General features: G+C 35.7%; 13 protein-coding genes. 9 read left to right on the top strand and 4 right to left on the bottom strand.

All coding sequences use genetic code 11. The features are described 5' to 3' along the window. Positions 1 to 140 precede the first annotated feature (140 nt). Positions 141 to 386 (bottom strand): GlsB/YeaQ/YmgE family stress response membrane protein, encoded by a 246-nt coding sequence (locus tag O970_RS06390; protein ID WP_024496294.1) that lies wholly within the window; start codon positions 384 to 386, stop codon positions 141 to 143. 493 nt (positions 387 to 879) lie between these two features. Here O970_RS06390 and rpmH point away from each other — a divergent pair, with 493 nt between their 5' ends. The 5 genes from rpmH to nudC all read left to right on the top strand — a co-directional run bounded on the left by rpmH (position 880) and on the right by nudC (position 4,175). Then, the gene (gene rpmH / locus O970_RS06385) at positions 880 to 1,023 is read left to right on the top strand and encodes a 50S ribosomal protein L34 (RefSeq protein ID WP_024496293.1); all 144 of its coding nucleotides are present in this window, start codon (positions 880 to 882) and stop codon (positions 1,021 to 1,023) included. Between the two features lie 27 nt (positions 1,024 to 1,050). Further along, positions 1,051 to 1,422 (top strand): ribonuclease P protein component, encoded by a 372-nt coding sequence (rnpA, locus tag O970_RS06380; protein ID WP_024496292.1) that lies wholly within the window; start codon positions 1,051 to 1,053, stop codon positions 1,420 to 1,422. After that, a complete protein-coding gene (gene yidD / locus O970_RS06375; protein WP_036562877.1) occupies positions 1,374 to 1,625 on the top strand; it encodes a membrane protein insertion efficiency factor YidD in 252 nt (83 codons plus the stop codon). The genes rnpA and yidD overlap by 49 nt, the downstream gene beginning before the upstream one ends. Positions 1,626 to 1,644: 19 nt before the next feature. Continuing rightward, positions 1,645 to 3,276, top strand: a complete 1,632-nt coding sequence (gene yidC, locus O970_RS06370; protein WP_024496291.1) for a membrane protein insertase YidC — start codon at positions 1,645 to 1,647, stop codon at positions 3,274 to 3,276. A gap of 101 nt (positions 3,277 to 3,377) precedes the next feature. Then, positions 3,378 to 4,175 carry an NAD(+) diphosphatase gene (gene nudC, locus O970_RS06365; RefSeq protein ID WP_024496290.1) on the top strand — a complete coding sequence of 266 codons (798 nt, stop codon included), beginning with the start codon at positions 3,378 to 3,380 and terminating at the stop codon, positions 4,173 to 4,175. A 72-nt stretch (positions 4,176 to 4,247) separates the two neighbouring features. Here nudC and argR read toward each other — a convergent pair whose 3' ends face one another. Then, positions 4,248 to 4,718, bottom strand: coding sequence for a transcriptional regulator ArgR (gene argR / locus O970_RS06360; RefSeq protein ID WP_024496289.1), 471 nt, complete (start codon positions 4,716 to 4,718; stop codon positions 4,248 to 4,250). 337 nt (positions 4,719 to 5,055) lie between these two features. Between argR and O970_RS06355 the strand changes: the two genes are divergently transcribed. Both O970_RS06355 and metE read left to right on the top strand, forming a co-directional pair. Continuing rightward, positions 5,056 to 6,093, top strand: coding sequence for a tagatose 1,6-diphosphate aldolase (locus O970_RS06355; protein ID WP_036562875.1), 1,038 nt, complete (start codon positions 5,056 to 5,058; stop codon positions 6,091 to 6,093). Positions 6,094 to 6,365: 272 nt separating this feature from the next. After that, positions 6,366 to 8,651, top strand: a complete 2,286-nt coding sequence (gene metE, locus O970_RS06350; RefSeq protein WP_024496287.1) for a 5-methyltetrahydropteroyltriglutamate--homocysteine S-methyltransferase — start codon at positions 6,366 to 6,368, stop codon at positions 8,649 to 8,651. Positions 8,652 to 8,737: 86 nt separating this feature from the next. Here metE and O970_RS06345 read toward each other — a convergent pair whose 3' ends face one another. After that, complete coding sequence (locus O970_RS06345; protein ID WP_024496286.1) at positions 8,738 to 9,661, bottom strand: LysR family transcriptional regulator; 924 nt, start codon at positions 9,659 to 9,661, stop codon at positions 8,738 to 8,740. A gap of 277 nt (positions 9,662 to 9,938) precedes the next feature. Here O970_RS06345 and O970_RS06340 point away from each other — a divergent pair, with 277 nt between their 5' ends. Beyond that, the gene (locus O970_RS06340) at positions 9,939 to 10,064 is read left to right on the top strand and encodes an entericidin A/B family lipoprotein (protein ID WP_081685278.1); all 126 of its coding nucleotides are present in this window, start codon (positions 9,939 to 9,941) and stop codon (positions 10,062 to 10,064) included. Between the two features lie 214 nt (positions 10,065 to 10,278). Then, positions 10,279 to 11,442 carry a sugar transporter gene (locus tag O970_RS06335; RefSeq protein WP_036562894.1) on the top strand — a complete coding sequence of 388 codons (1,164 nt, stop codon included), beginning with the start codon at positions 10,279 to 10,281 and terminating at the stop codon, positions 11,440 to 11,442. A 1,193-nt stretch (positions 11,443 to 12,635) separates the two neighbouring features. Here the strand turns inward: O970_RS06335 and O970_RS06330 are convergent. Further along, the coding region (locus O970_RS06330; RefSeq protein ID WP_024496284.1) for a toprim domain-containing protein at positions 12,636 to 13,878 on the bottom strand (1,243 nt) is incomplete at its 5' end.

Raw genomic sequence — 13,878 nt, 5'->3', positions numbered from 1 at the left:
AATCTGATAAGCGGGTAAGGGATATAAAAAAATATAATAAGTTAATAAATAATGGAAGTATGAAGGTCGAACAACCTAAAAAGAGGGGAAAGTCATAGCCATAAAAACAGCTTTTTTATGGCTATGACTATATTAATTCATTATTTTTTCAATAAACGATAAACATAAATTAAAGCAATTGCGCCTAAGACTGAAATAATAATGCTTGGGAAATTAAAACCAGTTACGGAACCCCAGCCAAAGAAGGTGCTGATATAGCCACCAATCAAAGCTCCTGCAATCCCTAATAACATGGTTTTTACCACGCCCACACTACCAATTGGCATAAAAAATTTAGCTAACCAGCCAGCGATAAGACCTAAAATAATCCAAGTAATAATTCCCATTATTTGCTCCTTCCTTTAGTAAACATAAGTACTGATAACATCAGTACTATTCCATTTTTCAATAGTCGGCTTATCCTACTTTTATATAGAAAAGAAATCTATATAAAGACCATATAATTTTAATCGTTTTATACTATTTATTTGATTGTTAAATGGTTAATTATTATTTAAATTTTAGGTAAAAATAAATTAATAAGTCTATTTTATAAAGGAAATGGGAGATTTAATCCAATGTCTATGTAATTAAATAAACGGCATGAATTAGTTAATCACATTAGTTTTTTATTTTACTAAAAAGATGGATTGAATATGCTTAATTATTTTAGACTCGATTTACTAGTTAATCCAATTTGGACCTTAAGTATAAAAGGTAATAATTGACGGATTTATCATTGACTAATTAGTGATTTATAGGTAGAATTTTGACCTCTTAATCGATGTAGGGCTTTCCCTATTTTAAATAATGATAATTTTGATTTAGGTATAAATCGTCATGAAACGCACATTTCAACCTTCAGTTTTAAAACGTAATCGTACTCACGGTTTCCGTGCTCGTATGGCAACTAAAAATGGTCGTCAGGTATTGGCTCGTCGTCGAGCTAAAGGCCGCGTTCGTTTATCTGTATCAAGCAGCTAATTTTCTGCTTGTTATTTGAATTGTTGAGTGGTTAAGCTCACATTCCCTCGGGAGTTACGTCTGTTAACTCCCGCCAGTTTTGGTTATGTCTTTCAGGAGCCGCTGCGAGCGGGTTCTCCGTACATAACTATCTTAGCGCGTAATAATCAGCTTGCTTATCCTAGATTAGGTTTTGCTATTGCTAAAAAGCAGCTTAAGCGTGCCCATGATCGTAATCGCATTAAGCGTCTTGCGCGTGAATTCTATCGCTTAAACCAGTATCAATTGCCGAAGATGGATTTTGTACTTATGGTTCGTACGGCTGTGATAGGTCTAGATAATCAGCAAGTTATTGAACTGTTGGGGCAGTTATGTCATCGAATCAAACGCACATCACTTCTTATGGAGCAAAAGGTCTAATTTTACTAATACGTGGTTATCAACGATTTATTAGTCCGTTATTAGGTCCACATTGTCGTTTTCAACCGACTTGTTCTCATTATGCTATCGTTGCTATTCGTCGCTTTGGTTTGTTAAAAGGTAGTTGGCTAATGGTTAAACGTATATTAAAATGTCATCCTTTACACGCTGGTGGCGAAGATCCAGTTCCACCAAAAGATTGATTTTATAGAGAAAACACTAATGACATCTCAACGTAATATTTTTTTCATGGCATTACTTTTTGTGTCTCTCATGATTTGGCAAACTTGGCATGCAGATAAGCTAGCGCCAAAACCTGAAAAGATCGATCAGACTGCAGGTCAACTTGTTAATAAAAGTGCTGATGGCACTCAGTTAAGTCAATTGATTACTGTTAAATCTGACGTTTTATCATTAACCATTAATACTTATGGTGGTGATATACAATCTGCTCAGTTGCTTAAATATGATCAGACACTAAAATCCGATCAACCTTATCAGTTGCTAATGACGCATCCTGACTTCATCTATATTGCTGAAAGCGGGCTTATTGGCCGTGATGGGCCTGATAGTACCTTACAAGGCGGCTTACGTCCAATCTATACGGTAGCACAACAGCAATTTGAACTAGCGGATGGGGTGGATGAACTGCATATTCCAATGACTTACACAGAAAACGGTAAAGTCTTTGTTAAAGAGTTTGTATTACATCGCGGTAAATATGCTATTGATGTGAATTATCATATTACTAACCAGACATCTCAACCGATTGACGTCGCTATGTATGGTCAGTTAAAACAAACCATGAAGTTACCAGAAAATGCAACCACAGAAGGTGGCAGTGGCTTGGGGCAACATGCTTATCGTGGCGCTGCCTTTTCAAGTGATAATAGCAATTACTCAAAATATGATTTTGATGAAATTAGTAAACGTAATCTGAATGAATCTACCCAACATGGCTGGGTGGCGATGTTACAGCACTATTTTGCTTCAGCTTGGGTTCCTGCACAAAATCAAGATAATGTGCTTTATACTAAATCGGTTAATAAGAACAGTGTTGCTTTAGTTGGATTTAAAGGTGAAACCATCACTATTGCCCCAGCATCAGAACAAGTACTTAAAGCAAGTTTGTGGTTAGGTCCTGAACTTCAGGATCAATTGGCAGCAACAGCTAAACATCTTGATCTTATCGTAGACTATGGCTGGTTATGGTTCTTATCCCAACCACTATTTCATTTGTTAAAATTTATTCAAAGTTTTGTGACTAATTGGGGCGTGGCAATTATTATCATCACATTTATTGTGCGTGGTATTTTATTCCCTTTAACCCGTGCACAGTATCGTTCAATGGCGAGAATGAAAGTATTGCAACCACGCTTACAAGCATTAAAAGAACGCTATGGTGATGATAGACAACGTTTAAGCCAAGAAACGATGGCACTTTATCGTCAAGAAAAAGTGAATCCGTTAGGTGGGTGTCTGCCGGTATTAATTCAAATGCCAATTTTCCTCGCATTATACTATATGTTAGGTAATTCAGTTGAATTGCGCCATGCACCATTTGCATTATGGATTCAGGATTTATCGGCACAGGATCCTTATTATATTCTGCCACTATTAATGGGTGGTACGATGTTCTTAATTCAGAAGATGTCACCGACGCCAGTTACTGATCCGATGCAACAAAAGATGATGATGTTTATGCCTGTCATCTTTACCGTTTTCTTCCTATGGTTCCCATCAGGCTTAGTGCTTTACTACACTGTTAGTAATATTTTTACTATTGCCCAACAAAAAATTATTTATTGGGAGCTTGAGAGAAAAGGTCTTCATGAGAAGAAAAAGAAAAAATAAGCGAGCAAAAAAGAACGATCCAAGGATCGTTCTTTTTTTATCTGAGCATCACATATCATTACGGTAGTGATGTCTACCCATAAAACATTGGCGTATCAATAATGCAACTTGCTCAAATTAAATTAACTGGAAGTGAACAGGGGCTTTGGCTTATTAGTGCTAAAGGCAAGTTATGGTTACCACAGGGTGATATTCCCTATGGTCATGCCCAGCAATGGCAATTAACAGGCTTGACCGCTCAACAAATCGGTCACTGGAAAGAGCAAACGGTCTGGTTTGTTGGTCATGAAATGCCAGCAGAGATGTGTTGGCTTAAATGCTTATTGGGCAATGTCGACGATGGATTATTCAAATTGGCAGGGCGCGCCGTACAGCTGGCGGATTTTTATGCGTCACACCAATTTTGTGGGTACTGCAATAAGCCAATGTCTATTAGTCAAACCGAATGGTGCTGTTTATGTAACTATTGTCAGCAGCGCTACTATCCACAAATTGCGCCTTCGATTATTGTCGGCATACGTAATAAAAATAAAATTTTATTAGCGAAGCATGTTCGACATCAGCAAAACCCTATTTATACGGTGCTAGCGGGCTTTGTTGAAGTGGGTGAAACGATAGAGGAAGCGGTGCAGCGTGAGGTATTTGAAGAGACCAACATTACGATAAAAAATATTCGTTATGTTGCGTCGCAAGTTTGGCCTTTTCCCAACTCAATAATGTTAGCTTACTTAGCTGATTACGAGTCAGGCGAAATAATGATTGATACTGAGGAGCTGATTGAGGCCGATTGGTATCATTATCAATCACTACCTGTTATTCCCCCTTATAGCACTATTGCACGTAGGTTAATAGAAGAGACCCTGGTTTTATGTCGTCAATACGATGAAGGTGGTGAGTAGACGCCTATAGCAATATCTAAAATCCATCGTTCCCTGAATGGCATATACATTCACTTTCAGGGAATAGATGGCTTAAAGCTCTTGTTCAAATAGATCGACGATAGTTTGATATAGTTGCTCAACGGTACTATTTAGCGTTGGCGTACTAAAAATGGTATCATCGCCAGCAATCGACCCTAAAATCCCTTCTGATTTACCAATAGAATCTAATAATCTGGCAATCAATTGTGCCGCACCTGGGCTGGTATGGATAACCACCATAGAATGGTTGTAATCAATATCCAATACCAAATTTTTTAATGGGCTACTTGTAGACGGCACGCTGATATCAGCCGGTAAACAGTAAACCATTTGCATTTTACTATTACGAGTTCGTACAGCACCAAATTTAGTCAGCATACGTGATACTTTAGATTGGTTAATATTCTCAAAGCCATATTGTTGCAATGCTTGAACAATCTCAATTTGTGAGCTAAATGTCTCTTGACGAAGTAATTCTTTAAATAGCTTAGCTAAATCGTCAGGTTTAGTCATGTTATCCATATTGGGTGTTAATCTCATCTTGACCTTACTGGTTAATAACATATTGATAAGCGTTATAGGTCAATAAATCTATAACTAGGTTATTCGACACAACAACGTATCATCTCGCTATGTTGAGTTTAATTATTAAAGGTCTTTAAAATCACTAAATATTACATAATTATGCAATAAAATTGAATATATTTCAAAATATTATCATTCGTCTAAATATCCAAACAATTGTTAATGGGGTATAAATAGTATTTTTATTTTATTTAATCTTTATTAGTCATGTTTTACATTGCAGCTTTATATCGCGAGGTCTACAATAAAATGAACGAAGGAAGGAGGATTTGCAATGCGTACGAAAGTAAAGATGTCTCGTGGTAAGTTTGAACGTATGAATCGCGTCGCTAATCAGGATGGGATAATCGCAGCCTTAGCGATTGATCAACGTGGTTCTATGGTCAAAATGATGCAAAATGCAGTAGGTAAGGATGCCTATCATATCGATATGGTTTATGAGTTTAAAGAGCTCGTATCACAAGAACTGACCAAATATGTTAGCGCCATTCTCTTAGATGAAGAGTTAGGATTTAAGGGTATTGCAAAGAAAAATGCCAATGCGGGGTTAATCCTCTCCTATGAAAAAACCGGCTATGATGTCAATACACCAGGCCGTTTGCCAGAATTACTACCAGAAGAATCACTACAACGTTTAATTAAAAAGGGAGCGGATGCGGCGAAAGTATTAGTATACTATAATCCCGATGATCCCCAAGATATTTTAGACAAAAAACATGCTTTTTTAGAGCGTTTAGGCGAAGAAGCTCGTGCTAGCGATATGCCGGTTTTTGTTGAACCTATTGTTTATGATAATCATATCACTGATGATAAAAGTCCCGAATTTGCCCAAATTAAACCCCAAAAAGTGATTGATACGATTAAAGAATTCACTAAAGATCAATATCATATTGATATTTTAAAAGTTGAAGTTCCCGTATTATTTAATTATGTCGCTGGATTTAATGACAATCAACCTGAAGTTTATACGCAAAAACAAGCCGAGACTTATTTCCGTCAAGCTAGCGAAGCGGCAACAAGACCATTTATTTATTTAAGTGCCGGCGTTCCAACACAGCGCTTTCATCAACAATTGCGATTTGCGGGTGAAGCTGGGGCAAACTATAGCGGTATTTTGGGCGGGCGCGCAACTTGGTTCGAAGGTGTCGCTGCTTATGCTAAAGGTGGGCGTGATGGATTACTAAAATGGTTAGATACCGTCGGCCGCCAAAATGTTGAAGAGCTCAACGCAATTTTAAAACAGTACGCCACGCCATGGTATGATATTTATGGCGGACAACAAAATATAGAGGTATTTGATCTTAATTGGTAATGGATTAAATTTGTCACGATACTCATTTTGAATGCTAAATAAGGTATGCGCTCATTTATGCCACTTTAACTAAGTGGCATTTTTTATCAATTATTTTATATTGATGATTCCCCATAAATAGCCTAGTGGCTATTTATTTGTTGTTTAAACAGTAAGTTAGGCATTGATATAGGTTTAATCTATATGTATTTATAAAAATTAAGCATATATCCTATAAGGATCTTTTATGTTATGTTTTTATTTACTTAAAAAACAGACAGGGAAAGATTAAAATGAAAACAGCAGTTATTGGTTATCCACGTATTGGTCTTTTAAGAGAATTAAAATTCGCGACAGAGAACTATTTTAAAGGTGAAAGTAGCGAAGAGGCATTACAAGCTACTGCTAAATTATTGCGTGAAACCCATTGGCAAATCCAACATCAGGCGCAGGTAGATTTTATCTCCTCAAATGATTTCTCTTTTTATGATCAAATGTTAGATACCGCGATTTTATTTAATGCGATTCCTCATCGTTATCGTACGCTCGATCTCTCGCCATTGGCCGCTTATTTTGCCATGGCTCGCGGTTATCAAGGAGAAAAAGGGGATGTTAAAGCATTAGCCATGAAAAAATGGTTTAATACCAACTATCATTATTTAGTACCAGAATTAGATAATCAAACTGAATTGAAATTAACGGGGACTAAATTATTTGACGAATACCAACAAGCGAAAGCCCTTAATATTGAAACTAAACCGGTTGTAATAGGGCCTTTTACTTTCTTAAAACTAGCGCGTTATAGCGGTAATCGTCAATCCAAAGATTTTGTATCTGCAATGATCAACGCCTATCGTTCATTGTTAGAACAATTAAATCAACTTTCGGTAACGTGGGTACAAATAGATGAACCGGCGTTAGTTCTTGATCTAACTTTAAGTGATTTAGCCTTATTTACCCAGCTTTATGACGGCATATTAAAACATAAAGGGCAAACTAAAGTCTTATTACAAACTTATTTTGGTGATATTCGTGATGCTTATGAACGTGTCAATCAATTACCTTTCGATGGAGTTGGTTTAGATTTTGTCGAAGGTGAATACTCACTTAAATTAATAGAAAAATATGGCTTTGCTCAAGATAAAGTGCTATTTGCTGGTGTCGTTAATGGGAAAAATATTTGGAAAAATAATTATCAACACACCCTTGAACGATTAAAATCCATAGCCAGTAAGGCAAATAACGTCGTAATCAATACCTCTTGCTCATTATTGCATGTGCCCTATACGCTGAATAATGAAACCAAATTGACTGATACGCAAAAACGTTATTTTGCTTTTGCCCAAGAAAAGCTAACTGAATTAAATCAGTTAAAAACCTTAATTGCCGAAAAAGATTATACTCATCATGCGATGTATACCGCCAATCAAGAACTGTTTACCCAGTCCCGTTACACTGAAAATACCCAAGTTAACGAACGAGTAGCGAAATTAGTCGATGACGATTTTATACGTCATCCAGAATTTACTCAGCGTGAACAAATACAAAAACAGGCATTTAATTTACCGCTATTACCAACCACAACTATTGGCTCATTTCCACAGACGGCGGAAATTAGAACCTATCGTGCTAAGTTCAAACAAGGCACTATTTCAGCTATCGATTATCGCCATTTTATTGAAAAACAGATCGCCGATTGTATAGCATTACAAGAACAAATTGGTTTAGATGTACTCGTTCATGGTGAATTTGAACGCAACGATATGGTAGAATTTTTTGGTGAAGCATTAGAGGGATTTATTTTTACAGAAAAAGCCTGGGTACAATCTTATGGTACACGTTGTGTTAAACCACCTATTATTTGGGGCGATGTAGCACGTAAGGGACCTATCACCGTTGATTACACTGTTTATGCCCAAAAACTAACTGACAAACCAGTTAAAGGGATGCTAACTGGGCCAGTAACAATTTTAAACTGGTCATTCCCTCGTGAAGATATTTCATTACGTAACTCAGCATTACAAATTGCATTAGCGATTCGAGAAGAAGTCTTGGATCTGGAGGCCGCAGGTATTCGGGTAATTCAGGTTGATGAAGCCGCATTAAAAGAAAAATTACCGTTAAGACGACAAGAGTGGCACATTAGTTACCTTGATTGGGCGATACCGGCATTTAGATTGGTACATAGTGGTGTAAAAAGTGACACTCAGATACATACCCATATGTGTTATAGTGAGTTTGAAGATATTTTAAGTGATATTGATAATATGGATGCAGATGTGATCTCTTTTGAAGCCTCACGCTCTAATTTATCAATTATTAAAGTACTTAAAGCTCAGCAATTTAAAACAGAAGTGGGACCAGGGGTATATGATATTCATTCTCCACGTATTCCGACGGTGGCTGAAATTAGTCAAACCATTGAACAGATGTTATTTGAAGTGGATAAAACCAAATTATGGATTAATCCTGATTGCGGTTTAAAAACGCGTGGCGAAAAAGAAACGGTAGCGAGTTTAAAAAATATCGTTGCGGCAACTCAGCAGATACGGAATAAACTAATTACCTTACCTAAATAACTTGGTCATCACATAGACGAATTATAAATTTGATAATAGAATTAATAAATTAATGACATAGTTTATTGATTCTATTATCAACTATTTTATTTCACCAATTGAAATCCATATTGACGAATTAGATTCTCCAATTCAATAATATAGCTTTGCGCGGTCTGATTTAAATACGCATTAGCCGTTGTGATCCAACCCACTAAAATTTTTTCTTTTACCTCTAAAGGAATGGCGACAATATCCGATCCGTTTAGATCACTATTTAATATTCCAGTACTAATAGTATAACCATTTAAACCTATCAATAAATTAAATAATGTTGCCCGATCGCTCACATAGATATTTTTTTTATGATAGACCGTACTTAAAATCTCTTCTGAGAAATAGAATGAATTATAGTCGCCTTGTTCAAAAGAGAGATAAGGAAAATCCTCTAACTGACTGAGCGTTACTGAATTTTGTTTTGCTAATGGATGCTTTTTACTCATAAAGACATGAGGACTGGCTTCAAAAAGCGGGGTGAATTTTAAGTGATGTTGTTTTAAGATACGGCTTAATACTTTACGATTAAAATCATTTAGATAGATAATGCCTATTTCACTTTTAAATGAAGCTACATCGGTAATGATGTCATAAGTCCGCGTTTCACGTAAAGTAAATTCATATTCATCTGAATTATTATTTTTTATTAAATTTACAAAAGCATTAACAGCAAATGCATAGTGCTGGGTTGAGATACTGCATAATCGTTTGGTCGGTTTCTTATTGATATAACGCTGTTCAAGTAGCTCAGTTTGTTCAACCACTTGTCTAGCATAACTTAAAAATTCTACGCCTTCAGATGATAACGACACCCCTTTGCTTGACCGGACAAAAATCTCAATGCCAAGACGTTGCTCAAGCTCTTTCACGGCAGACGATAAACTTGGTTGCGTAATAAACAATTTTTTTGCTGCTTCATTAATTGAACCACAGCGAGCGATTTCAATAATATATTTAAGTTGTTGCAGCGTCATACGTTAACCATGCGTTAATTCGTTAAATAGATTAAATCAATAAGATAAAAATAATATATAAATAATCTAATTATTCAATACTATTTTAACTGAATTCATGGATAAATTTATCACTATTTCCCTGTTGATAAGATTGTGATAATACAAAGTAATAGCCTTTGATTTTAAACATAGAGCCAATTATGATAACAAAATCAGTGGACTATATAAGGTTTTATCTTGTTCATTGACAATGATGATGATGAATTGGACATTAAAAGATTTAAGGATGAGTAACATGAAAAAATTGACTTTCATTATTGCAATTAGCTGTTTTTTATTAACTGCCTGTCATACCGTGCATGGTGTTGGCCAAGATATAGAATCGGGCGGTGAAGCTATCCAACACGTTTCTAAAAGATAGTAGTAGGCTGCTTTACAACGAATGTTAATGATTTTAAATAATAAACCACATAATTCTTATGTGGTTTATTTTTATTTTATACATGATTAAATCGCCCAATAGCTATTGAGAAAATTTTATATTTTTATCTATATGCTTTAGCGCCTATATCTTCCATTTTTTATATGATAATTATTGTCACTGTTTGCTGAGAAAACGTTAATCTATGAATGAGATGAGATCTAAAACCAAGGTTTGGTCATCGGTGTTTTGTTTAGCGATTGCCGCTTTTGTTTTTAATACTACTGAGTTTGTGCCTGTAGGATTATTAACCAATATTGCCGAAAGTTTTTCTATGAATGTTGCGCATACTGGATTATTAATCACTGTTTACGCTTGGTGTGTATCGTTACTGTCGTTACCATTGACGATTCTAACGGCCAAAATTGAACGGCATAAATTGCTAATTGGTTTATTTACTATTTTTATCGCCAGCCATTTACTTGCCGGTGTAGCATGGAATTTTACTACACTGATGATTGCACGCATTGGTATTGCCTGTGCTCATGCTGTTTTCTGGTCAATTATTACGCCATTAGCGGTAAGATTAGCACCTGTTGGTAAGCGAGCGCGTGCTATGGGACTTATTGTTGCTGGCACGTCGATAGCCACCGTATTAGGGGTTCCTATTGGAACTATAATTGGGCAAATAGCTGGATGGCGAGTGACGTTTTTAGTTATTGGTGCGGCGGCATTACTCGTCACGATTGCATTAGCCTACTTGATACCAACGTCACCAAGCACGAGTAGCAATTCTGTGCGACTAGCCCTAGCGCTATTTAAACGCCCAACATTATTATGTGTTTACGGATTAACTGCAATTACCATTGTTGGTCATTTTACGGCATATACCTATATTACGCCTTTTATGTTAAATATAGGTGGTTACAGTAATAAAGCGATTGTATTAATGCTATTATGTATTGGTTTTGCAGGAATATTAGGTAGTTTACTCTTCCCTTATTATTTAGATAAATACCCAATACCAATATTTTTGGTGCCATTATTTCTTTTATGGTTCTGTTTAATGTTACTTTGGTTTGTCGCAACCAATGAATACCTTGTTCTTCTATTATGTTTATGCTGGGGTGTGGCTATCACTATGATTGGTATGTCACTACAAAGCAAGGTACTAGATGCTGCGCCAGATGCAAATGATGTCGCCAATGCATTTTATTCAGGAATTTATAATATTGGGATTGGTGGTGGCGCATTGGTTGGAAGTCAGGTCATTATCCATAGCTCAGTGGCTTATGTAGGTTTCGTTGGTGCTATCTTTGTTGCTATCTCAATTATTAGTTTCCTACTTTTGGCGAAACGATATTGGATCTTTAAATAAATAGGTTAAATAATACTAGGCTATTACTGCTTTTGACTTAACTAATACTATAGGCGAGCGATTTCAATAAGCTTGCCTAATTGGTAAAGGTATCTGCTACTATGATACTTCGGATAAAATACTCTGTTAGGTATTAATCTTTATTGAACAAAAAGATGTTTTTACTGATAGTAAATAAAATTCTATTTTCATTATCCAATTTATCATATAAGTATCTTAATTCTTACAGTGATTGGTTATAAATTAGCTTTGCTTTTGATACTCAAAGGGGGGATATCCATGTAAGATAGGCTGTGTATCCATATAACAGGGTGTAGTAACTGTTTTTTATTCATTTAAATCAATATTGAATTTAACCAGATAATACTTCAGATATATCTATATAGTGGTACATTCTATTCAATAACGACGTCTCACACTAATTAATACTGTGATCTTTTAACAGATAAATTTAAGCTAAAATTATATTCATCGCCTAGTAGTCAATATTTTGGTTTAAATCAGGAATACCAAGATAGGTCAAGATGAATTGATCTAACAGTAGCGATTTGTGATAAGGATAGGCTTGTTTATTTAATACGCCTTTAATTGTTTTGTGCTATCTAAGGTAGGTTTTATTTTATTTATAATGATATTTAAACATTTTTCTAACGAACTGTTATTTTGACTCTGCTATATATAAGTGTGACTAAAAATTAGGAAGTACTCGTGGTCACAGTAACTAATTTAGTTAGACTAATGAATGTGATTCAAAAAGATAACGATTATCCCTTATTTTAATTTTAAATAGACTTTAATCAATGCTATTGATAATATTGATTTAATTTGAGAAAACAATCTTTGTAAGTATAAATTATATTTTTACTTAATCTCTTTGAACTCGTTTATTGCTAGTTATAAATACTCTTTTTCTTGGTAATTTATTGCGTTTATTTCCACTGCTTTTATTGAAACTATACCACCATAAATTTATGCTAAAGTGATCTGCTATATTTTTAAAAGCCGCGTTTATTATAATTTAATCCTAACTATTATCTGTATTTATATATGATGATTGAGATGAACTTAGAAAAAATTTAATCAATAAAAAACCAGACATAGTTGCCTGGTTTTTTATTTGTTTGTTATGGATGGATCTGATTTTTATTAGGTCAGATATATTACCTCAATACGGGTGCTGGGATAGCTCATCATTAAAAGTCTAAATTAGCCACTTTAAGCGCATTTTCCTCAATAAAGGCGCGGCGAGGTTCAACCGCATCACCCATCAATGTGGTAAATAATTCATCAGCAGCAATCGCATCTTTAACCGTTACTTGTAACATACGACGACTTTGTGGGTCCATGGTTGTTTCCCAGAGTTGATCCGGATTCATCTCTCCTAGACCTTTATAACGCTGAATAGCTAAACCACGGCGTGATTCCTTCATTAACCAATCAATTGCTTGTTCAAACTGAGTAATTGATTGTGTTCGTTCACCACGCTTGATGAAAGCGCCTTCTTCAATTAATCCACGTAATTGTTCACCTAAATGACATAATTTTTGGTACTCATTACTATAGATAAAGCCTAAATCTAGAGCATAATCGGTATCCACGCCATGAGTTCGAATCGTTAACATTGGTTCAAACAATTGACGTTCCGCATTTTCCGTAATGGTATAGCTATATCCACTACCATTCTGTTCTTTTTGTTTTAAACTTTCTGAAAGGGCAGCTATCCAATCTTTGATCTGGTTTTGATCTTTAAGTTGCGCTTCCGTTAATGTTGGTTGATAAATAAGCTCATTTAATAACGCTTTTGGATAACGTCGCTCCATTTTATTGATCAGTTTTTGGACTTGCTGATATTCAGCAATTAATTTCTCTAACGCTTCACCAGAGATAGCTGGCGCATGATCGTTTACATGTAGCGAGGCACCTTCTAGCGCTAAGGTAATTTGAAACTGCGTCATTGCTTCATCATCTTTGATGTACTGCTCTTGCTTACCTTTTTTGACCTTATATAATGGTGGTTGGGCAATATAGACATAACCACGCTCAATAATTTCTGGCATTTGACGATAGAAGAATGTTAATAATAATGTACGAATATGAGAACCATCAACATCGGCATCGGTCATAATAATAATACTGTGATACCGCATTTTATCTGGGTTATATTCATCGCGGCCAATACCACAACCTAACGCCGTGATCAAAGTCGCCACTTCTTGTGATGAGAGCATTTTATCAAAACGGGCTTTTTCGACGTTTAAGATTTTTCCTTTTAGCGGTAAAATCGCTTGGTTTTTGCGGTTACGCCCTTGTTTAGCTGAGCCACCCGCTGAGTCCCCTTCCACGAGGTAAAGCTCTGATAAGGCTGGATCTTTTTCTTGACAATCAGCAAGTTTTCCAGGTAAACCACCTAAGTCTAACGCCCCTTTACGGCGGGGC

Origin of the sequence: Candidatus Schmidhempelia bombi str. Bimp, from assembly GCF_000471645.3 — a bacterium.
Taxonomy (GTDB): Bacteria; Pseudomonadota; Gammaproteobacteria; order Enterobacterales; family Orbaceae; genus Utexia; species Utexia bombi.
Note: the sequence above shows the minus strand (reverse complement) of the source record. Positions and strands in the feature narration are given on the sequence as shown.

Excerpts from the sequence above, each read along its gene's own strand:
- O970_RS06345 (WP_024496286.1), bottom strand. The coding sequence starts at position 9,661 with ATGACGCTGCAACAACTTAAATATATTATTGAAATCGCTCGCTGTGGT.
- O970_RS06335 (WP_036562894.1), top strand. The coding sequence starts at position 10,279 with ATGAGATCTAAAACCAAGGTTTGGTCATCGGTGTTTTGTTTAGCGATT.
- yidC (WP_024496291.1), top strand. The coding sequence starts at position 1,645 with ATGACATCTCAACGTAATATTTTTTTCATGGCATTACTTTTTGTGTCT.
- O970_RS06355 (WP_036562875.1), top strand. The coding sequence starts at position 5,056 with ATGCGTACGAAAGTAAAGATGTCTCGTGGTAAGTTTGAACGTATGAAT.
- rpmH (WP_024496293.1), top strand. The coding sequence starts at position 880 with ATGAAACGCACATTTCAACCTTCAGTTTTAAAACGTAATCGTACTCAC.
- yidD (WP_036562877.1), top strand. The coding sequence starts at position 1,374 with ATGTCATCGAATCAAACGCACATCACTTCTTATGGAGCAAAAGGTCTA.
- nudC (WP_024496290.1), top strand. The coding sequence starts at position 3,378 with ATGCAACTTGCTCAAATTAAATTAACTGGAAGTGAACAGGGGCTTTGG.
- argR (WP_024496289.1), bottom strand. The coding sequence starts at position 4,718 with ATGGATAACATGACTAAACCTGACGATTTAGCTAAGCTATTTAAAGAA.
- O970_RS06390 (WP_024496294.1), bottom strand. The coding sequence starts at position 386 with ATGGGAATTATTACTTGGATTATTTTAGGTCTTATCGCTGGCTGGTTA.
- O970_RS06340 (WP_081685278.1), top strand. The coding sequence starts at position 9,939 with ATGAAAAAATTGACTTTCATTATTGCAATTAGCTGTTTTTTATTAACT.
- metE (WP_024496287.1), top strand. The coding sequence starts at position 6,366 with ATGAAAACAGCAGTTATTGGTTATCCACGTATTGGTCTTTTAAGAGAA.